The organism is Pseudoalteromonas aliena SW19 (assembly GCF_014905615.1).
In the GTDB taxonomy this organism is placed as follows: Bacteria; Pseudomonadota; Gammaproteobacteria; order Enterobacterales; family Alteromonadaceae; genus Pseudoalteromonas; species Pseudoalteromonas aliena.
Window position 1 is genome coordinate 758,922 of the sequence record NZ_AQGU01000029.1, and the last position, 21,197, is coordinate 780,118.

The 21,197-nt window shown below is 38.7% G+C and carries 15 protein-coding genes; 12 read left to right on the forward strand and 3 right to left on the reverse strand.

Features of this window, described 5'->3' with window-relative positions:
- Nucleotides 1–122: 122 nt before the first annotated feature.
- The 12 genes from PALI_RS19735 to PALI_RS19790 all read left to right on the forward strand — a co-directional run bounded on the left by PALI_RS19735 (nt 123) and on the right by PALI_RS19790 (nt 16,336).
- A complete protein-coding gene (locus PALI_RS19735; protein WP_077535302.1) occupies nt 123–1,016 on the forward strand; it encodes a substrate-binding periplasmic protein in 894 nt (297 codons plus the stop codon).
- A 577-nt stretch (nt 1,017–1,593) separates the two neighbouring features.
- A complete protein-coding gene (gene fucP, locus PALI_RS19740; protein ID WP_193156717.1) occupies nt 1,594–2,847 on the forward strand; it encodes an L-fucose:H+ symporter permease in 1,254 nt (417 codons plus the stop codon).
- A gap of 248 nt (nt 2,848–3,095) precedes the next feature.
- Entirely contained in the window at nt 3,096–4,985 is a 1,890-nt protein-coding gene (locus PALI_RS19745) for a methyl-accepting chemotaxis protein (protein WP_193156718.1), read from the forward strand.
- Between the two features lie 14 nt (nt 4,986–4,999).
- Nucleotides 5,000–6,076, forward strand: coding sequence for a GGDEF domain-containing protein (locus tag PALI_RS19750; protein ID WP_226894569.1), 1,077 nt, complete (start codon nt 5,000–5,002; stop codon nt 6,074–6,076).
- A 424-nt stretch (nt 6,077–6,500) separates the two neighbouring features.
- Nucleotides 6,501–7,253: a DUF3450 domain-containing protein gene (locus PALI_RS19755; protein WP_077535306.1), complete on the forward strand. Its 753-nt coding sequence runs from the start codon at nt 6,501–6,503 to the stop codon at nt 7,251–7,253.
- A gap of 10 nt (nt 7,254–7,263) precedes the next feature.
- Nucleotides 7,264–8,631, forward strand: coding sequence for a MotA/TolQ/ExbB proton channel family protein (locus PALI_RS19760; RefSeq protein WP_193156719.1), 1,368 nt, complete (start codon nt 7,264–7,266; stop codon nt 8,629–8,631).
- Between the two features lie 3 nt (nt 8,632–8,634).
- Nucleotides 8,635–9,162, forward strand: a complete 528-nt coding sequence (locus PALI_RS19765) for a MotA/TolQ/ExbB proton channel family protein (RefSeq protein WP_193156720.1) — start codon at nt 8,635–8,637, stop codon at nt 9,160–9,162.
- A 50-nt stretch (nt 9,163–9,212) separates the two neighbouring features.
- Entirely contained in the window at nt 9,213–9,623 is a 411-nt protein-coding gene (locus PALI_RS19770) for an ExbD/TolR family protein (protein WP_077535309.1), read from the forward strand.
- A gap of 9 nt (nt 9,624–9,632) precedes the next feature.
- Complete coding sequence (locus PALI_RS19775; protein ID WP_193156721.1) at nt 9,633–10,238, forward strand: energy transducer TonB; 606 nt, start codon at nt 9,633–9,635, stop codon at nt 10,236–10,238.
- A 51-nt stretch (nt 10,239–10,289) separates the two neighbouring features.
- Entirely contained in the window at nt 10,290–11,630 is a 1,341-nt protein-coding gene (locus PALI_RS19780; RefSeq protein WP_193156722.1) for a tetratricopeptide repeat protein, read from the forward strand.
- Between the two features lie 296 nt (nt 11,631–11,926).
- The gene (locus PALI_RS19785) at nt 11,927–13,540 is read left to right on the forward strand and encodes a hypothetical protein (RefSeq protein WP_193156723.1); all 1,614 of its coding nucleotides are present in this window, start codon (nt 11,927–11,929) and stop codon (nt 13,538–13,540) included.
- 72 nt (nt 13,541–13,612) lie between these two features.
- Nucleotides 13,613–16,336 carry a TonB-dependent receptor plug domain-containing protein gene (locus PALI_RS19790; RefSeq protein ID WP_193156724.1) on the forward strand — a complete coding sequence of 908 codons (2,724 nt, stop codon included), beginning with the start codon at nt 13,613–13,615 and terminating at the stop codon, nt 16,334–16,336.
- A gap of 615 nt (nt 16,337–16,951) precedes the next feature.
- Here the strand turns inward: PALI_RS19790 and PALI_RS19795 are convergent.
- From PALI_RS19795 to PALI_RS19805, 3 genes are read right to left on the reverse strand one after another with little or no spacing between them, the layout of a single operon-like run.
- Complete coding sequence (locus tag PALI_RS19795; protein WP_226894570.1) at nt 16,952–18,664, reverse strand: GGDEF domain-containing response regulator; 1,713 nt, start codon at nt 18,662–18,664, stop codon at nt 16,952–16,954.
- A 45-nt stretch (nt 18,665–18,709) separates the two neighbouring features.
- The gene (locus tag PALI_RS19800; protein WP_138584001.1) at nt 18,710–19,132 is read right to left on the reverse strand and encodes a response regulator; all 423 of its coding nucleotides are present in this window, start codon (nt 19,130–19,132) and stop codon (nt 18,710–18,712) included.
- Complete coding sequence (locus PALI_RS19805; protein WP_193156725.1) at nt 19,125–20,612, reverse strand: PAS domain-containing sensor histidine kinase; 1,488 nt, start codon at nt 20,610–20,612, stop codon at nt 19,125–19,127. Before PALI_RS19805 ends, PALI_RS19800 begins: the two co-directional genes overlap by 8 nt.
- Nucleotides 20,613–21,197: the final 585 nt, after the last annotated feature.

The following is a 21,197-nucleotide window of genomic DNA, read 5'->3' on the forward strand; positions in this document are numbered from 1 at the left end:
GTCATAAGAGTGACGCAGGAACGGTTATAGAGCCCACAGGGCTAGAAACCTTGCGCCGTGATTAGTCGCCCTTGGATAGAACAAATTTCAATCCTGACAGGCCAATAGGCCCTAGGATTTATATGCACTACTTAGCTTTTGTTTTTTTATTAATTAGCTTTAATAGCTACGCGGATCTGTCGATCAATTATTATCATGATAACACTAAGCGTGTTTTAGCTGGTTATAACCATAAATCGGGTTTACTATTTGAGGCTAAAAACGCGGAGAAAATAATTCATATTGCTACCGTGGAGTGGCCTCCTTACATTGGCGATCATTTATGTAATAAGGGCTGGGTTTATCAATTTGCAGTCGCATTGTTAAACAGTAAAGGCTACAGCGTTTATATTGAGTTTTTACCTTGGGCACGCGCGGTACGAAATGTTGAGCTGGGTAAAGCGGACATACTCATGCCCGAATACTTTATTGAAGATACAGCGCCTTCTGATTATGTGCAGGGCAAAACACGCCGTGAATTACTGGGTTTATCAAATTCATTTAAAGGCGGTGAAATTGCTTTTTTAAAACGAAAAGGTGAAGTTGATCGGTTTTCAGGTAATTTAAAATCACTTAAAGGTCAAAAAATAGGGGTTGTACGCGGTTATCAAAATACCCCCGAGTTTGATGCCATGATGGACAATAATGAATTTCAAATTATTAGCGCAGTTGATGATTTACAGCTGGTACAATTACTGGCAGCGAAACGTGTTGACTTAATTATAGGTGATCCGACTGTGCTCAAGTTCTCTGTAGAATACTCCTCGTTAACCTCCTCTGAAAAAAAATTCTTATTAAGCTCGCTAGCGCAAGAAACCATACCGTTGCAATATAACCCACTTTATTTTGCAATCAGTAAATTGACTCCCGATTGGCTGCTGATTTTAGATAATATTAATAAAAGTTTGTATCAGTTTCATAATAGTGGTGAAACAGAACGTTTAATCAATTTTTTGAGTCATGAATGCCAATCTTGATCTTATACCAAACTGCATAAATCTTTGATCAATTTAACGAATTAAATTGCACTATAACGTCGTTAAAATTTTTTATTTAGAACAACTAGGGCGTGTTGACCTTTCGTGATTAATTTTGCAGCAGACTGTTTGGTATTTAGGCAAGGCAGAGCCTATGGTGTGTGGTTGTTCCCCATAAATAGGCGATAACGCAGCATAAATGCCAAACATGCGCTGCCCTTTGGGTTCTTTCTAGGGGCGATTAACTCTTTGTTGCTTACATGGATGTAGGTAAGGGGCGTGAGCAGGACGCGGAAGCTTTGCTCGGTTTTTACTTAGCCCACTAGGTTACAAACCTCGCGCCGCGATTAAATCGCCCCTAGATTGAACAAATTTCAATCCACAAAGGTCAACACGCCCTAGATACAAAAATTTTTGCCTAGTTCTAGCGTAATTTTCTTAACGTTAAATAGACCCCATATATAAGCAGGTTGGTATTGAAATCCATATATAATTGGAACGTTCTTTTTTAGTTTATGTGTAATTCGCTGATAAACATGTAAAATCGTTTTCAACTTGTTAATGGAGTGAAAACAACGTGAGTGAACTAAATACAAATCAACCATTCGCGGTCAATGAGCAGCCAAATAAAAATTACCTGTTCCCACTGACTGCGATGACAACCCTCTTTTTTTTATGGGGGTTTATAACTGTTTTAAACGATGTACTAATACCACGCCTAAAGGGGGTATTTGACCTAAGCTACTTTGAAGCAATGTTAATTCAATTCTGCTTTTTTGGGGCTTACTTTATTGTCTCTATTCCGGCAGGGATGTTAGTTAAACAACTAGGTTACAAAAAAGGTATTTTAACAGGGCTCGTCGTTGCGTCTATAGGGTGTTTATTATTTTACCCTGCTGTAGTGGTGCATGAATATTGGATCTTTTTAAGCGCTTTATTTGTTCTCGCTTCTGGTATTACTGTCTTGCAAGTTTCAGCTAACCCTTATGTAGCTGCCTTAGGTCCTGAAAAGACAGCCTCATCACGCCTTAATTTAGCACAAGCATTAAATTCATTAGGCACAACCGTAGGGCCTTATGTTGGTGGCTTATTGTTTTTCGGTACAGCTGGCACACTTGCGGCTTCTGCAGCTACAGCTGAATCGGTAAAAGTACCTTATTTGATGCTAGCGGCTGCACTCCTTATTATTGCTATTGTATTTGCATTTATTAAACTTCCTGAAATAGAATCGCACAAAGAAGAAAATAATCAGCGAGATCAAGCACGCTCTTTGGCGCAAGCACCACATTTAAAAATGGGGGTTATTGCTCTTTTTTGTTATGTAGGTGGTGAGGTAGCAATAGGAAGTTTTTTAGTTAATTATTTTGGAGAGGCTCATATTGCAGGACTAGAAGAACATGCAGCCGCTACTTTGATTAGCTATTACTGGGGAGGCGCTATGGTTGGCCGTTTTATAGGCTCAGCTTTACTGCAAAAAATAGCCCCCTCTAAAGCGATAGCATTTAATGCCTGCTGCGTTATTGCATTATTGTTGACCACTATTTTTACCCAAGGCGATGTTGCTTTATATTCCGTACTTGCGATTGGCTTATTTAATTCGATCATGTTTCCGACTATTTTTTCTGTTGCTATTGAAAGACTTGGGCCGCTCACGAGTAAAGGTTCGGGTTGGTTATGTTTAGCGATTGTAGGGGGTGCACTCGTACCATTAGCTCAAGCTTTAATTGCAGATACGATAAGTATACAAGATAGCTTTTTTATACCCATGATCTGCTATGTATTTATTGCTTGGTACGGATTTAACGTCGTACGCCTAGCTAAAAAGTGGTAAACGCCGACTTTTTATAAGTGACTGAATACGTATTCAGTCACTTATAAAACAATATTCTTTTGGAACGCTCCAATAGGCGCGTGTAAAACTAATCATATTTCTAACCAGCAGGTTTTCTGATACTTGCTTTAAGTCTTTATTCTTATTTTTAATCAATTACCCACTTATAAGCCTCAAGAGCTAAGATGTTTTGTTAAATTTTGCTAAAATGTAAATGCTTATAAAGATAAAAATAAATAAGGGCGTTTATGTTCAACTCATTGAAATTTACAAGTAAGGTTACGATTGCAGCATCGCTAGTGCTAGTGCTCGTTCTTGGTCTTTTTACTATTAATAATTATGTATCGATGCGCAATGAAACACAGCAACAGTTAGCGCTCGTTTTACAGCAAAATTCAGAATCTGTTTCACAAAATATAGCGAGCTGGCTCAATGCTAAACTTGCAATTGTCGTCTCTGTTGCTAAGACGTATAAAATTGGCGATTCTAAGTCACTTACCTTATCTCAGCTTAATACAGCAGAATTAGCCGGTAGTTTTAAAAACACGTATATTGGTAAATCCAGTGGTGTATTTATTTTAAATGATGAAACGGTTGTTTTACCCCCCGACTTTGATGCAACAGCACGGCCTTGGTATAAGCTAGTAGAGAATAAATCAAATACGGCTTTTACCACTCCTTATATCGACGTAACTACAAATGAGTTAACCATTTCAGCCGTTGTACCTATACAAGATAATGGTCAATTTAGCGGTGTTGCGGGTGCTGATATTGATATGCAAACCGTTTCTAAAATTATTGCTGATATTGACTTTTTAGGTTTGGGGTATGGCTTTTTACTTGATGAAAACGCGCAGGTCCTTAGCCACCCAGATAGCGCACTTAATTTAAAAAATACGACTGAGTTATTCGGTACAGCTACGCCTTTGCAAAGCACATTTACAGAGTATGAGGTTCAAGGCCAAACTAAATTAATCTCATTTACTAAGATACGCGGTATTGAGAACGTTGACTGGTACTTAGGTGTGGTTATAGATAAAGATAAAGCATTCGAAAGTGTATCAAGCTTTGGAAAAATGGCGGCTTTATATATGGTTATCGGTATTGCCGTTATTGTGCTTTTAATGCAAATGCTGTTACGTTATTTAATGCAACCGATGAATCGATTAAACGATGCCATTAAAGATATAGCGCAAGGCGAGGGCGATTTAACACGTCGTTTGGTCGTCGAAAATGATGATGAATTTGGCGAGCTAAGTCATTTTTTTAACATGTTTATTGAAAAAATTCAGCACTCTATTGAGCAAGTAAAACACACAACAGCACTATTAGAGGAGGCAATAACAAGTCTGGTTTCGCAAACGCACTCGTCGCTATCAATGTTTGATGATCAAAGTAAACGTACTAATAATGTAGCGGCAGCTATTAACCAATTTTCAGCTACTGCGTTGGATATATCTCATAATGCGAGCAATGCCTCTCAGTTAGCAAAAGATGCAAATCAACACTCCACGCAGAGCCAGGAAACATTAAATAATAATGTAGCAAGTATTCATCAACTATCTGCCAATATTGAGCAAGCACAGCAAACGATAAATAGCCTAAATGCTCACACAGTAAGTATTGGTCAAGTTCTCGAAGTTATTAAAGGGGTCAGTGAGCAAACTAATTTACTGGCACTCAATGCTGCAATTGAGGCGGCTCGAGCCGGTGAGGCTGGTAGAGGCTTTGCAGTCGTTGCGGATGAAGTAAGGCAACTCGCGTACAGAACTCAGCAATCTACTCAAGAAATTGAAGACACCGTTGGTCAGTTGCAAAAGGGCTCAAATTTAGCTGTTGAACTGATGAAAACCAGTTTAGAGGATAGCGAAAAAAGTGTTCAACAAGCGGATGCTGTTGGCGATGTAATGTCACAAATTATTGAAGCGATAAAACAAATTAATAATGCCAACCATACCGTTGCTAATGCAACAGATGAACAAAATCAGGTTGTTAAAATATTAGATACTGATATTCGCACTATCAGCGAACTTTCTGAGCAAGGTATTGGCAATCTAAATAATACACTTAATGAATGCACTAAGCTTAAGCAACAGTTTAGTAATTTAGACAGTATGGTTAAAAAATTTAAAGTATAGGTAATGCATAAAACATGGTAAATAAACAAAATTGGCTCAATGTAATAAACATCGACAGTGTTTATAGTTCAGATAAGCAACGCCAAGCGTTTTCTTTATTTACTATGATAGGCATTGCAATAGTGGTGATCACGCTGCTGGTGTTTTTAAATTATAGCGTTTATTCACCAATACTAACTGTTGCTTTGGTGATAGTGAACTTTACAATTATAAGTTGTGCAATTTACTTTATAAAAACAGGTAAACTCGAAATTGTCGCATTGATCAGTATGATCATTGTATTCATTATGTGTATTGCGCTTACTTATACTGGTGGAAAAGAAAACACTGCTTTGTATTGGCTGATGTTTTATCCTGTGGTTACCTTCGCGAGTTTAGGCGTGCGGCTTGGTTGTTGGTTGGGTCTAAGTTTACTACTTTGCTGTATTGCGCTTTTATATGGTCCCAATTTTGGCCAAGTTAGTTATGGTGATGTAGAAAAAACCCGTTTTATAGCTTCTTTTTCCCTTGTTTTTTTATTTTCGTTTATTGGTGAGTATTTTAGGCATAAAAGTCATTTGGCTATTGCTGATATTACGCTTGAACAAAAGCAAGACGCTTATACTGATCCCTTAACAGGTGTTGCTAATAGGCGTTTTATAACCTCGCATTTTTTAAAGCTTGCACAAACTCGACCTGAGCAATATTTACCCTTCTCAATTTTATTAATCGATTTAGATAATTTTAAATCCTTGAACGATACATATGGTCATGGCTTTGGTGATACCGTTTTGATTGAATTTACTAAATTACTCGAATCACAGTTTTCAACGTCTGCTTTAAAATCTCGCTACGGTGGGGAAGAGTTTGTGGTCATTTTACCAAAACTCAAATCGGCTGAAGCAACTTTATTAGCCGATGACTTTCGTGAATGTGTGGCAAAGCATTTAATGATTACTAACGACAATAAAAAAGTGACTATCACCTGTAGCATTGGCGTTGCACAAGTAAATGAAGTGGAAGGCTATAGCAATGGCTTAAAAGAAGCGGATGAATTTTTGTATAGGGCTAAAGCGCTTGGGCGAAATAAAGTGATATCTATTAATAACTAACCTGAACTCTGGTTATTCCACATAAATAGGCGATAACGCAGCATAAATGCCAAACATGCGCTGCCCTTTGAGCTCGATCTAGGGACGATTAACTCTTTGTTGCTCGGTTTTTACTTAGTTCACTCGATTACAAACCTCACGCCGCGATTAAATCGCCCCTAGATTGAACAAATTTAAATTAAAACACATAAATTGAAGGGTGTTTGATTAATTAATATCCCTTCTTTTTGTCAAATCCCCTTTATAAGTCTTTATTGTTACCACTGTCATAAAAGCGACTTTTTTACGCAACATCCTTGTCATGTTTTATCTATAAACTCCTGCTCATTGAAATTCTAAAGTCATAAATTATTTATATTACAAAGTTTATGACCTTAAAAAACAAACTAGCAAATCCGCTAATTAACGAGTAAAGGTGTATGCGATGAAAGGCGTTAAACCATTAATCTTAGCTGGTATTGTGGCCGCAAGTGCAGCAGTACACGCAAACGATTTAGATAAGGTTATTGATAAAAGCAGTGAAATTAATAAATCAGCTGCGCAATCACAAACAAAAATAGACAAGATTGCAGATTCAATGCAAGGTCGTTTACAGCAATTTAAAACCCTCAATAAAGAGATTGATGGCTTAGCTGTTTACAACGCCCAGCTAACTAAGCAGTTAAATAATCAAATAGAAGAAATGGAATCTTTAAATCTGTCAATGGATCAGGTTTCTATTATTGAACGTCAAATTACACCATTAATGATGCGTATGATCACAGGCCTTGAGCAATTTGTATCGCTTGATGTGCCATTTTTACAAGATGAGCGTGCAAAACGGTTAGCCTCTTTAAAAACCATGATGGATCGAGCTGATATTACGTCAAGCGAAAAATTTCGTCGCGTACTTGAAGCTTACCAGGTCGAAGTTGATTACGGCCGTACAATTGAAGCGTATACCGCGTTGTTAGAGGTAAGTGGAAAAGAGCGTGAAGTGGACTTTTTACGCATCGGCCGTTTAGAGCTTATTTATTTAACACGTGATGGTAAAAAAGCCGGTAGCTGGGATGCACAAACAAAATCGTTTACAGCATTAGCTGATTCAACAATAAGCCAAATCAACAAAGGTTTACGCATAGCGCGCAAGCAACTTGCCCCAGATATGTTAACTCTGCCAGTACATGCAGCAAAATAAGAGGTTAAAAATGAAATTGTTTACACAAATGACAAAAATGGCTTTATTTGCTGCAAGTATTAGCTTTGCGGGTGCCAGTGTAGCTGCTGAGGCAATGAACCTTGATTCGCTCCTTAAGACGCTAGAAGAAGGAAAATCTGTTCAAACTGCAGAAAATAAACAGCGTGAACAAGTGTTTGCAACACGTCAAAACGAACAAGTACAAATGTTAAAAGACACACAAGCAAAGCGTAATCAAATGCTTGTTGAATCTGAGCGACTAGAAACACAGTTTGAAGAAAATGAAGTTAAGCTTGCAAATTTAACTGACACTTTATCTAAGCGGATGGGCTCACTCAAAGAGCTATTTGGTGTATTGCAGCAAGTTGCAGGTGATTCGAGCAATAAGTTCGCAACGTCTGTGGTATCTGCACAATTACCAGGTCGAAGTGCATTTATGGACGACCTTGCTCAAAAAATGGGATCGACTTCAAAGCTTGCATCAATCGAAGATATAGAAAAAGTATGGTACGAATTACAACGCGAAATGACAGAGCAGGGCAAAGTAAGTCGCTTTACTACCACGGTTATAGTTGAAGGCGGTAATAAAGCAGAGCAAGAAGTAATGCGAGTAGGTGCTTTTAACTTAATCTCGAACGGTAAATACGTAGAGTATAACCCAGTTACAAATACGCTAAGTGAGCTTACTCGCCAACCTGTATCTCGTTATACCGCGACAGCGGGTGATTTACAAAATGCCAAAAGTGGTGTTGTGCAGTTTGCGCTAGACCCAACGGGTGGTTCAATCTTAGGTTTATTAGTGCAAGCCCCAGACACCGTTGAGCAAGTACATCAGGGTGGAGCCGTTGGTTACGTTATTTTAGGTGTGGGTCTATTGGCACTTTTAATTGCGATTGAGCGCTTTGTATCTTTACTACTGGTAGGTGGCAAAATCCGTCGTCAGTTAAAGGATAATGTAGCGCGAGATGACAATCCATTGGGTCGAGTTATGAAAGTAAAAGACGATTACCCAAATGTAGCCTACGACACGCTTGAACTTAAATTAAGCGAAGCCATTTTACGTGAAATGCCAAAAATCACCCGAAATTTAACACTTATCAAAATTATTTCAGTGGTTGCACCGCTATTGGGCTTACTCGGCACAGTAACCGGCATGATCAACACATTCCAAGCAATCACATTATTTGGTACTGGGGATCCTAAGTTAATGGCGGGTGGTATTTCTCAAGCACTAGTCACTACGGTACTGGGTTTGGTTGTGGCGATTCCTACTGTATTTATATACACACTACTTAATACTCGCTCAAAAGGTTTATTGCTTATTTTACAAGAGCAGAGCGCGGGAATTATAGCCCAACGAAGTGAGAAAGGAGAATAAACCATGGTGCTATTGATTGACTCAATCAATGCTATCCGTGATTTTCTCGACACTGGTGGCCAAGTTCTCTTGGTCATCGGGGTGTTAATCTTCGCGATGTGGTTATTGATACTTGAGCGATTTATTTATTTTTTTAATGGTTTTCGTAGCTATAAAAAAGATGTCAAAAACACATGGACTACTCGCCAAGAACGTAACAGTTGGAATGCTGAGCAAATACGCCAAGCAATGATCTCGCGAGCGAGCATGCGACTTAACACTAATTTACCCTTAATTAATGTAATGGTTGCGTTATGCCCGCTACTGGGGTTGTTAGGAACCGTGACCGGAATGATCGAAGTATTTGATGTTATGGCAATTACAGGTACGGGCAGTGCCCGTTCAATGGCATCGGGTGTATCTAAAGCAACTATTCCAACAATGGCGGGCATGGTGGGTGCGTTATCAGGTGTATTTGCCTCAACGTATTTACAACGTAAAGCAAAACGCGAAGTAGAACTTCTTGAAGACAGCATGGTATTAGACCATTAAGTATATTTTGATAAGCGGCTATATACAGTCGCTTATTCTAGGAGAATAAAATGAGAGCACCTTTAGGTAATTTAATGCAAGAAGATGAGGCTGAAGAAATAAACATGACACCTATGCTAGATGTTGTTTTTATTATGCTTATTTTCTTTATTGTAACAGCGTCGTTCGTAAAAGAGGCCGGTATAGATGTGAACCGCCCTGAAGCTGCAACAGCAGTAAAAAAAGAACGTGCAAACATATTAGTGGCTATTTCAGATCAAGGTGAAATTTGGATCAACAAGCGTCAAATTGATATACGTGCAGTTCAAGCAAATATTGAACGCTTAAAAGCTGAAAACCCACAAGGTAGTGTTGTCATTCAGGCAGACAAAAAGTCTACAACCGATACTTTAATTAAAGTAATGGATGCAGCACGCGCCGCTGGTGTGTTTGATGTGTCGATTGCAGCTCAAGAAGCATAAGGGTTAGTAATGCGTTATTTAGTAGCATTAATTGTAGCCGGTGTAGTGACTTTTATGCTGTTTTTAGGCATGCAAGCACTGATCACCGGTGGCGAAGGGGCAATGAGTGAGCCTGCTAAGGGCAATGTACTTGATTTTGTAAGGCTTAAAAAAGAAGAGAGCATACAAAAGAAAGAACGAAAACCACAAAAACCACCGACACCAAAGGAGCCACCGCCGCCGATGGAATCACCACAGATGCAAAGTAGCGATGCGACTGCAAATGCTAATAACTTTGACTTTGGAGCAAATGTGGATGCGGATGTAAACCTATCAGGTGGCTTATCACTGGACTCAAGTGACGGTGAATATTTACCCATTGTAAAAGTAGCCCCTGTATACCCACGCCGTGCTTTATCTCGAGGTATAGAAGGTTACGTTATTGTTGAATTTACAGTAACTAAGCAAGGCACTGTGCGTGAACCTCATGTTTTAAAAGCAGAGCCAGAGTCACTGTTTGACAGAGCGGCTATGGATGCAGCACTTAAATTTAAATACAAACCACGCGTAGTGAATGGGGAAGCCGTTGAAGTTGCGGGTGTTCAGAATAAAATTTCTTTCCAGATCAGTGGTTAATTTAGCGATTAATTAAACCTACGAATAAATGGTTCGAAAAGTGAGATGATTATGAAATCAATGACAACATTACGACCTGTAGCAAAACTTTTGAAATTAACACTGTTTTGCACCGCAGCGATAAGTACAAGTATTATTGCTCCTAGTGCGTTGAGCATTTTACCCAGTGTAGATGTAGCCACAGCCAATGCAGCACAAGAGCAAAAAACTAAACGAGTGCCTGCATTGCGTGAAAAGGTGTACAGCCAATTGGCGCGAGCGCAAAAACTAGCTGATGATGGCGACGTTAAAGCAGGGCTTGAGGCATTAGATACCATCAATGAGCGCTCATCAAGTATGAATTCATACGAAATTGCGATGATGCATAACTTTTATGGGTTTATTTATTACAACGAGAACGATTTACCAAAAGCAATAGCCTCGTTTGAAAAAGTAGTTGCAGAGGAAGGAATTCCTGAGTCATTACGTATAAGCACTACATTTAGCTTAGCGCAATTAGCAATGGCTAACAGTGACTACAAAAAAGTAATTTCATTTTTAGATAAATGGGATGACATTAATACTAAACCCATCACCGAAAGTTATTACTTATTACGAGCACAAACCTACTATCAGCTAAAAGATTACAATAAAGGGCTGGAGTATATTTCTAAAGTAATAAAATTAAGTGATGATGAAGGTAAAACACCTAAAGAAAACTGGTTGGTATTACAACGTGCAATGCATTACTCGCTTAATCAAACTGATAAAGTAGTCGCAGTATTAGAGCGTATGGTAAAACTGTATAACAAGCCAGAATATTGGATTCAGTTATCGGGTATGTATGGTGAAACAGGGCAAGAGAAACAGCAACTTGCTGTTATTGAGGCTGCTTATCAACAAGGGTTTTTAACCTCAAAATCTGATTTGCGTCAACTTGCTCAAGTGTATTTATACAATGGTTTAGCTTACAAAGCAGGCGTAGTTATGAGTAAAGCAATTGAGGCGGGTGTTGCTGAGAGAACGGCAAAAAATTACGCGTTTGTAGCCGAAGCCATGATCCAAGCTAAAGAAGACGATAAGTCAATTGCATACTTTGTTAAGGCAGCTGATTTATCGGTTAATGGCAAGTACGATCAACGCTTAGCGGAAGTGTATGTCAATACTGAGCAATATGAAGAGGCGGCCGACGCTGCGCGTAAAGCACTCGATAAAGGCTCACTTGATTTTGAATCAAATGCCTTTGTTGCTCTTGGTATGGCGCAGTATAATTTACAAAATTTCGATGCCTCAATTTTAGCGTTTGAACAAGCTGAGAAACACAAAAAATCTCAGCGTTTAGCGCAGCAATGGATCAAGTATGTAAAGCGTGAAAAAGTACATGCCGAAACACTTAGAACGGCATTACTTTGATCCCTATTTAATACGTTATTTGTATAGCAAAAAACCAATTTCATAATCGCACTATGCAAACCGCCTTAAATTTATTTTAGGCGGTTTTTTCGTTTTATTTTAAGTAACCATTTGAATTTAATAAATTAACGTTGTCATCTTATGTTTATTAAAGTGTAACGGCGCTGTCATACAGCTCCCGTAAGGTAGTCGCAGCTAAGAACTCAAGTGACCTAAATACATCAACTTATGTACTTAGGTGACTTGAGTTTAATAACACGCTAACAAAATAATTAAATACTTTAACGGAGTGAACAATGAAATTATCTGGTTTATTTAAAGTCAGCCTAGTAGCTGCTGCAATCTCACTTACTGGTTGTGGTGGTGATATTAACGTTACACCTACAACTGCTGATAACAGTGTAGACAATAGTGTAGACAATTCGGTGACTAACCCAGGTGGTAACAGTGGTGAAACTGTTATGTGTGCTACATACACATTAGATGGCGCGACATTTACAGGTGAGGCCAAAGGCGTTAATTGTCTTTATAGCCAAGCATTTGCAAGCAATGCTAAAGAAATCACCAGCTCTTTTGTCATTTCTGCATTAGATAACGATGGTGCGCATGTGTTTGAAGGTGCGTTATTTATTGGTGATGATGTAGACACATCAACAGGCGCTACAATTGACGGCAATGGCCCTACATTATCTATTGAAGCCGGTGCGACAATTGCTTTTACTAAGCCTGAGAGTTTTATTCGTGTTGCACGTGGCGCAAATATTGAAGCAATTGGTGAAGTAGATAAGCCAATTATTTTCACAAGTATCAAAGAAGTTGATGGCGATGATTCAACAACAGCACAAATTGGTGACTGGGGTGGCGTACAGGTAAATGGTCGTGGCCATTCTATTCGTTGTACAACAGCAGCTGCTGCACAAGACATGTGTAATCACTCTGCTGAAGGTATTGTATCTTACTACGGTGGTAATGATCCGCAAGATAACAGCGGTATCCTTAAGCATATCGTTATTAAATATGCGGGCTTTGGTGTTGAAGGTGATGAACTCAATGGTTTAACTCTAAATGCTGTCGGTTCAGGTACAACCATTGATTACGTGCATGTACATAATGGTTTCGATGATGGTATTGAGCTATTTGGTGGCAGCGTTAACCTTAAGCATATTGTTGTTACTGATACAGGCGATGACGGCATTGACTGGGATGAAGGCTGGAAAGGTTTTGGACAATTTATTCTTGTTCGTTCAAATGAATATGGTAACCATGGCTTTGAAACAGATGGCGCAAAGGTAGATCCATTATCAGCAGACGCTCAAGATTTAGTAACAACCGTTTCTAACCCAACGATTGCTAATGCAACGGTTGTAACTACGGGTGACCAAGGCGCAGATGGACGCCGTACTGGTGCCGGTATGGAAATGAAAGAATGGGGTAAGGCGCAATTAGCTAACATGCTGTTTGTAAACTCGTCATCTGTAGATGGTGCCGGTTGTTTTGATTTATACAATGAAAAAGACAAATCAGGCGATGCAGGTGTGCATGCCAATGCAAATAAAGGCGATATTGCATTTATGAGCTCAATTTTTGCCTGTGGTAAAAACTTTGAAAACGTAAACACGCCTTTAACGGGTTCATTAGCTAGTTTTGATGTAAGCACTTGGTTTACTGGTGGCGATAATAACCAGTTAATTGGTTTCGCTGATTTTGCAAATGTGCTTGGTGCCGATGGTGTTTCAACTGCTGCAACTATTACTGATTCACAAGGTACTGCTGTTGCAACAACGGCTAAAGACATGAGCGAAGTTAACGCTTTCTTTACTAACGCAGGCTACATTGGTGCGCTTAAAGAAGGTGAGTCAAGCGAGTGGGCTAGTTTTGTAGCTGCATCTTTACAACGCGCTAGTAATTAATCTAGACCGGCTCTAATTATAAGGCGCTACGGCGCCTTTTTTAAGGGAACTTTAGGTTTAGAGGATATAAATATGAAACATCAAAAGCAGTTTAAAACTAATCTAATAACTTTATCGCTGCTCTCCCTTTTTTCTTCATTTCATTCTTTCGCCGAACAGGCACAAGAAATAATAAATGATGAGGCTATAGAAGAAGTTGTTGCAACAGGCACGCGTCTTAAAGGGAGTGCGAGCGCAGTTATTGATGAGCGTAAAAATCAGGCATTCGTCGCTGATATAATGGGCGCTGAGCAAATCTCTCGAACGGGTGACAGCGATGCCGCTTCAGCACTTCGTCGTGTTACAGGCTTGTCGTTAGTTAATGATAAGTTTATTTATGTGCGTGGGTTAGGTGAGCGTTATTCAAGTGTGCGTTTAAATGGCGCTATAGTGCCAAGCCCTGATTTAACAAGAAACGTTATTCCACTTGATATTTTTCCATCAAGTATTATTGAATCTTTGGCTGTTCAAAAAGCCTACTCACCTAATATGCCGGCAGCATTTGGTGGTGGCGACGTTAACATTAGAACAAAAAGCATTCCTAGTGATACGTTATTTAAAGTCGAAATTGGCGCAAGCTATAAAGATACAAATGACGAAGGCTATACATATAATGGTGGCAGTGATGATTGGCTTGGCCAAGATGATGGCACGCGAGCATTACCTAATAGCGTTAAAACAGCGTTAAATACGTATATTAATGGCTTATCTGATATTTCGTATAGAAATATCAGAGACGTAGAATCAAAGCGCACGGGAGCTGATATAGGTCAAGCCGCAGCGATTGATTTAAATAAAAGTTTAGCTAAAGCGTTGCCAAGAGACTTTGGCTTGGAAAAAGAAAGCTTGAACCCTGATGCCGGTATTAAAGCGGTCTACGGCGATCGTTTTGATAACTTATTTGGCTTAGATGGATCTTTTGGTTTTTTAGCGTCAGTTGCTTATGAAAATGAATGGTCAAATGCTGAAAAGTTTAGCGCAGTCCTTTCTTCAGTTGACGCATCGGAGTCTGCTTGTTCACAAGATGACTTTACCTGCTACTCTGCAACAGAAAAAGAAGTGTCGACAAAGCATAATATAAAGTTAAATAGCTCTTTAAATTTAGGGTATAAAATACAGGGCCATGATTTAACTGCAACCTACATGATGTTGCGAGACACTGAAGATGAAGCCTCTGTTGCATTGTACCAAGAGCCATCAAAGTCATTAAGCATCGATGCTGGTCAATTACAGCGCAGCCACTTAACCTCTTTTGAAGAGCGCGAATTAGAAATACTTCAGCTTCGTGGTACGCATAATTTAGAGTGGGGATTTTTGCAAGGTGTAGGTGTTGATTGGCAATACACTGATTCTACAGCAACAACAAGTATCCCAGGTGAGCTTAAAGTAACGGTTCGTGATGAATATCTTGATGGTAAATATAAACGCACATTTTACAACGGTAGCTTAGGGGGCAATCCCTATTTGTATCGATTTGTTGAGTTAGAAGACGATGTAGAAAACTGGGGTGTTAATGTAAATAAAGTTTTTTACTTTGACAATGCCGAAGTTGAAATTGCGGGTGGCGGTTATTTTGTAGAAAAAACACGTGACTACCGTACCGACTTTTTTAACTATCGCTTTAGCCAAACTCAAGCTTTAGAGCTCGCGCAAAGTGAAGATGAAGCACTGTCAATCGGCAGTTTTTTTGCTAATGACTCTGTTATTGATTCAACTGATGTCGAGTTGTTATTCCAAGAACCAACAGCCGATGATTATCTTGCAGCGCAAATGATTGATGCTTATTACGGCTCTTTTGACATAACGTTTGCTCAAGATTGGCGCTTAAGTGGTGGCGTACGCTATGAAGATTTTCGCCAAGTTGCTTTAGCTTTTTCTCGCTCAGCATTTAATCCTGCTTTGCTAGCTGACAAGCTAAGTGCAGATGCGATAGAACAAGCAAGTGTCATGGAAGATGATTATTTTACTTCACTATCTATGACGTATAGCCAAGAGGCATATCAAATTCGTTTTGGATATGGCAGTACGGTTGTTCGCCCTGATTTACGTGAGCTAAGTCCTGTTCAATTCCAAGATCCGCTTACAGGATACCGTACTCTAGGTAATCCATTCTTAGAGTCTAGCGCTTTAGATAACTTTGATGCGCGTATCGAATTTTATATGGACAATGGCGATAACTACTCTGTTGGCGCTTTTTATAAAGATATCGATAAACCAATTGAAGCACTGTTAACTGAAAGCGATGGCCGTTTCACCCTGCAGTTTGATAACGCTGATACAGCCTATGTTTATGGTATTGAAGCCGAATGGTTAACTGAGTTGCACAGTGATTTTCTTGGCGGTGCTTTCTTTACTTCTGGTAACTTAACACTCAGTGATTCAGAAGTTGAAATTGCACAGGAGCAGCGCGGCGATCTGACAAACCTAAAACGACGCATGACAGGTCATTCAAAATACGTTGCTAATTTACAATTGAATTACGATTCGCATGATGGCATGCATCAAGCCTCTGTTATCTATAATGTATTTGGTGATCGTATTTTAGCTGCGGGTGTTAATAACTTTGATGATGCTTACGAGCAACCTTTAAACTCGTTAGACATGGTTTATAGTTATTACCCTACCTTTAACACCACGCTGACATTTAAGGTGAAGAATATGTTAGGACAAAATTTTGAAGTTAATCAAAATGATGTGTTAATACGTTCTCAAGAAACACCGAGAGAGTTGAGCTTAAGCTTTAGTTATGAATTTTAACACTCTCTAATAAATAGCAGTTACAGTAAGTATTACTTAGCCCTACCAAATGTAGGGCTTTTTATTGCTTGTTATTTATGAAATCAATAATAGTGTCGTAAGGGGGATGGTAATACCAACCTGCATAAATCTTTGCCTAGTTCTAGCGTAATTTTCTTAACGTTAAATAGACCCCATATATAAGTAGATTGGTATAAATAGTGTTTTGGTTATGTGCCTAAGTGAATGAGCATTAATTTAACCGATTACGGCTCATACTTTAGAGAATCCGCTAATTATTTTTGAACCTAGTTTGGGTATTGCAAGATTTAGGCTTTGCGTGTAATCAACACGATGCCAAATTGAACTGATAATCAGTGGCTAGTTTCTTTCAAACAATATGCTTTACTCGCAACTTTTAAGTTACATTATAAAATATTTTTGTTTTATGGATAGCGTAACTGAGGCTACGATGAACTTAGGGTTATTCGAATGCACATTTACAACGTTCCTTCTACATTTTTTGGGTAAACTCCGATACCCAGTTCTTCATATGATCTTATACACTTAGTTTATGCTTTTTCAGTTATTCAAAAAATTAGTGTTATTAAGCAAAATATAGGGTAGATATTTAATTTAATGGATAGGCTTTTTTACCATATTTTGGATCCATGCGGTCATACTATCAGCAGACATGGGTTTGGCAATATAATACCCTTGCCCGAGACGGCACCCCATATCAATTAAGACCTGTTCATGCTCTAAAGATTCTACTCCTTCTGCAATCAGGTTATAGCCAAACGCTTGACTGAGCGCCACAATACAGGTGACGATGGATCTATCTTCACCGTCTGATAGGAGTTTTTTGATAAAACTTTTATCTATTTTTAAAGTGTCTAATGGTAATTTTTTTAAATAGCTTAAAGAGGCATAGCCTGTACCAAAATCATCTAAGGCAATATTAACCCCTAAATTACGACAACCTTCAAGCACATCTACAGCTTGGTCAATGTTTCCAATTGTTGTGCTTTCTAGAATTTCTAATTCTAGTGTCTTAGATCCCATGCTATGTGTACTTAATAATAGGTCGTTTAAATTTTCGACAAAACCCTCACTGAGTAAATGTGCTGGAGAGATATTAACACTCATGGCTAGCTGTGTATTTTGCCAAATTTCATGTTGTTTTAAGGCTTCGCATAGCACCCACTCACCCATTAAAATCCCAATACAGGGATGCTCTAGTGCATCAGAAAAGTCAGCTGGATATAGCAAACCTAAAGTTGGATGATTCCAGCGTATTAATGCTTCAACGCCTATTAAACGCTGGTCTGTCATGTCTACCTTTGGTTGATAATGTAAAATAAATTCGTTACGGGCAATCCCTTTTTCGGCGGCCATTAGTAGAGTATGTTTAGCATGTCTTCGGCTTTCTTCTTCAGGATCATAAAATAGAACTTTATTCGTACCTAAGGTCTTAGCTTGATACATGGTTTGGTCTGCTCTGCGTAGAATATCATCACAGCTTAAACCAGCATCATTGGTAAGAGCCACTCCAATACTTGCTGACGCTTGTACTGAGCAAGCGTATTCCTTTAATAGAATAGGGTCATTGATCTCAATAAGAACATTTTGCAGAAGATCTTCATATTCTTGATTTGTGTGTAAGGATCCTTTTAATAGCAGGACAAATTCATCACCTCCAATACGTGCAAGGGTGTCTTCTTTACGAGCAATAAGCTTTAGTCGGTTGGCGATGGTTGTTAAAACAAAATCTCCTATTTCATGCCCGTATTTATCGTTAATGGGTTTGAAATTATCTAAATCTAGATAGGCAACAGCGAGTGTCTGCCCAGAAGCGATCGCATTGCTAAGCTGTTCGAGTAAGGTTGGCCGACTGGCTAACCCCGTTAAACTGTCATAATGTGCCATATTATGGAGGTTTTTCTCTAACGTGGCTCGTTGAATTGAGCTAGATATAGAATGCAAAAGTTGAGTACTCTTTAATTTATCTTTTAATAAATAGTCACTTGCACCAAGTCGCATAGCTTCAGCTGCAATATTTTCATCGCCTAGGCCCGTGACCATTATAACGGCACAATGATGATTCACAGACTTTCTAATGTTACTGAGTAAGGTAAGCCCTGAACTGATCCCCAACCGATAATCAACAATAATACAATCAAACTCTTTTTTTTCTAGACAAGACATAGAATCTTCTAACGAAGAGGCTTCAAAAATGTTAGCTTGCATACTAGAACGAGAGACCATACGACGTATTAGCTCCCTATCAATACTATTGTCATCAACAATGAGAAGGTTAACGCTATCGGACAGATCAAATTTTTCCATTGTATTTACCCTGTTCATCATAATCATAGCTCTTCTCAAAACGATCTATGTGAGCTCAATCGCATTCATATATGCATCCATAAGCTTTGCTAACTTAGCAAACTGAGGGCCTATAGAACTTTTTACCATGTAGCCTGCCACATTGTTGTGGTACGCTCGGGTTCGGTCACTGTCTTCGTTTGACGTACTAAGAATAAATACCACAGTATCGTGCAGCTTTATATCAAGGCGAATCTGCTCTAAAAATTCGAACCCGTTCATCACTGGCATATTTAAATCTAGTAATACCAAATATGGTTCAGCTATCCTTCCTGATTGATCCTGTTCTCGTAATGCATCAAGGGCCAACTGCCCATTTTGTTTCCAGTTGACTTTAATTGCAGGCTCCACTTTTCTTAAGCTGCGCATAACTGATTCTGCAGCCACATCATCGTCTTCTACGAGTAATATTGTCAGATTCTTAATCATTGATTTCTTTCCTTGCAAAACGAGGCCACCAAACATGGAATGTTACTCCTCTTTGTGGTTGATTCGACGTAACATTAAGCTTTCCTCCGTGCGCTTCTGTAAGCCGTCGGCTTATGGATAAGCCAATACCTGCCCCTTGTCTTTCGCCTGAAGTTGTCGTTTGAAATAAGCTAAAAATACGTTCATAAGCTGCTTCTGGTATTCCCGGTCCATCATCAGAAACGGTTAAATGGCAGAGAGTATTCTCTGCAACAGATCGAATTAAAATAATTCCTTCTTCACGGTCATGGTGTCCGATGGCATTACTCACCAAATTGCGAATAACAGTTTCAAGTGGTGTCCATGCAGACACAATACTGTCGAGTTGAATGTCTTTTTTAAGCTTTATACCCACAGGAAATTCTAATAACTCCTCTACATTATTGACCAACTTATTGATATCGATTTTTTGTGTATCCAGTGTGGCCTTACCTGCTTTTGCATAGTCTAATAAGTTATCGATTAACGTTTCCATTTTTAAAATACGTTCATCAATACGCGTTAAATTGTGCTGTACCTCATCTGTCGTTGTCCCCAGATCTTCTTTAATCCATTCAACTAAATTAGAAATTCCTCTCAATGGAGAACGTAAGTCATGGGAAGCCACATAAGTAAATTCCTTTAGGCTAGTATTGTTTTCCTTTAGCTCTACTTCCATTCTCTTTCGATCGCTAATGTCCAATAGCGAGACAAATACCATGTCTTCATTATTCGTGTTCTCAAAAGGGCTTAAACCTATTTCTACAGGAAACTCTTTGCCGTCTTTATTTAGCGCGGTTAAGTCTCTTCCAACTCCCATACTTCTTATGCTGGGCGCTTGATGAAATGAATGACGCAGCCCTGCATGATGTCCTTGATAGCGTTTTGGTAATAGCATTTCCATTTTTTTATCTAATAACTCTTCTTCACTGTAACCAAAAGAGGAGCAAATCGATTTATTCACTGATTGAATAATGCCATTTTTATCTATTATTAAAACCCCATGTGGTACAGCCTGAATAGAGCGTTGAAACATATTATTAGCGCGAAGCCTTTGTGAAATATCTACCAGCGTTGCTAATACTAATTCTTGTTTTCCGCGTATGGGGTTTAAGCCTATTTCAATCGGAATTTGAGCGCCATTTTTTTGACTGGCAAACAATTCACGACCTGCACCCATTAAACGTTTTCTAGGCTTTGCAAAAAACTGGCTCATTAAATGTGTATGATTGGATTTAAATTGTGAAGGAAGTAAACTGTCTATGTTCATTCCTATAAGCTCTGAGTCAGTGTAGCCAAGTATTTCAGACAGTTGATCATTTGCAAAAAGAATTTGAGCCTTAGCATTCACTATCATTGCACCCATAGGCAAGCAATCAACCAATTGCGCCAAAAACGCATTGTCTATTTTAAAATCAGTATTTAAGGGATCAACACCCGTGTTAACTTTAGTTTCGTTCATTTACATACCTATTTAAAAACTACTCATATATGAATAGACGAGGAAATGATGAACATCAAATTAAGGGCGATTATTTTCGCTAAAAACTGTTACCTTTAATAAATTTTCATTATATGTGTCAGGTAATTATATTTAAGGAAGAAAATTCCTGTTTGTTGCTTTGTCCAAGCGTTCTATTTTTACATCGTAAAATAGCAAATCTTATTAAACAAAATAAAGGTAGATTCAACTTCGAAGTAACGTCAATAAACTAGACTTATATAAACGCTACCTTGAGAAAAATAGCGATTATATTACTGACGTTATTGCTGATGTTATTACCTTCTGTGAGCTATACAGAGATATTTAACAAAATACCGAGCATTTCGAATGTGTGGTTACAGAGTACTACTCTTGATATGTTTGCGTTTATCGCTTCACTACGCTTTAATCTAGCTCTCTTATTTTCTGTACTTACATTGATTTCGCACTTTTACCATGGCTATACTTCAGCACTTATGGTGTTATTTGGCCATTGTAAGGCGTTTCTTTGAAAGCTTAAGTAAGAAATTTAATTAGCGGCTGTTTAACTGTATTTTAACTATG

Bases quoted from the DNA above. Each gene is read 5' to 3' on its own strand.
- PALI_RS19755 (WP_077535306.1), top strand. From the start codon at position 6,501: ATGAAAGGCGTTAAACCATTAATCTTAGCTGGTATTGTGGCCGCAAGT.
- PALI_RS19760 (WP_193156719.1), top strand. From the start codon at position 7,264: ATGAAATTGTTTACACAAATGACAAAAATGGCTTTATTTGCTGCAAGT.
- PALI_RS19770 (WP_077535309.1), top strand. From the start codon at position 9,213: ATGAGAGCACCTTTAGGTAATTTAATGCAAGAAGATGAGGCTGAAGAA.
- PALI_RS19745 (WP_193156718.1), top strand. From the start codon at position 3,096: ATGTTCAACTCATTGAAATTTACAAGTAAGGTTACGATTGCAGCATCG.
- PALI_RS19780 (WP_193156722.1), top strand. From the start codon at position 10,290: ATGAAATCAATGACAACATTACGACCTGTAGCAAAACTTTTGAAATTA.
- PALI_RS19775 (WP_193156721.1), top strand. From the start codon at position 9,633: ATGCGTTATTTAGTAGCATTAATTGTAGCCGGTGTAGTGACTTTTATG.
- PALI_RS19735 (WP_077535302.1), top strand. From the start codon at position 123: ATGCACTACTTAGCTTTTGTTTTTTTATTAATTAGCTTTAATAGCTAC.
- PALI_RS19805 (WP_193156725.1), bottom strand. From the start codon at position 20,612: ATGAACGAAACTAAAGTTAACACGGGTGTTGATCCCTTAAATACTGAT.
- PALI_RS19795 (WP_226894570.1), bottom strand. From the start codon at position 18,664: ATGGAAAAATTTGATCTGTCCGATAGCGTTAACCTTCTCATTGTTGAT.
- PALI_RS19765 (WP_193156720.1), top strand. From the start codon at position 8,635: ATGGTGCTATTGATTGACTCAATCAATGCTATCCGTGATTTTCTCGAC.
- PALI_RS19750 (WP_226894569.1), top strand. From the start codon at position 5,000: ATGGTAAATAAACAAAATTGGCTCAATGTAATAAACATCGACAGTGTT.
- PALI_RS19785 (WP_193156723.1), top strand. From the start codon at position 11,927: ATGAAATTATCTGGTTTATTTAAAGTCAGCCTAGTAGCTGCTGCAATC.
- PALI_RS19800 (WP_138584001.1), bottom strand. From the start codon at position 19,132: ATGATTAAGAATCTGACAATATTACTCGTAGAAGACGATGATGTGGCT.
- PALI_RS19790 (WP_193156724.1), top strand. From the start codon at position 13,613: ATGAAACATCAAAAGCAGTTTAAAACTAATCTAATAACTTTATCGCTG.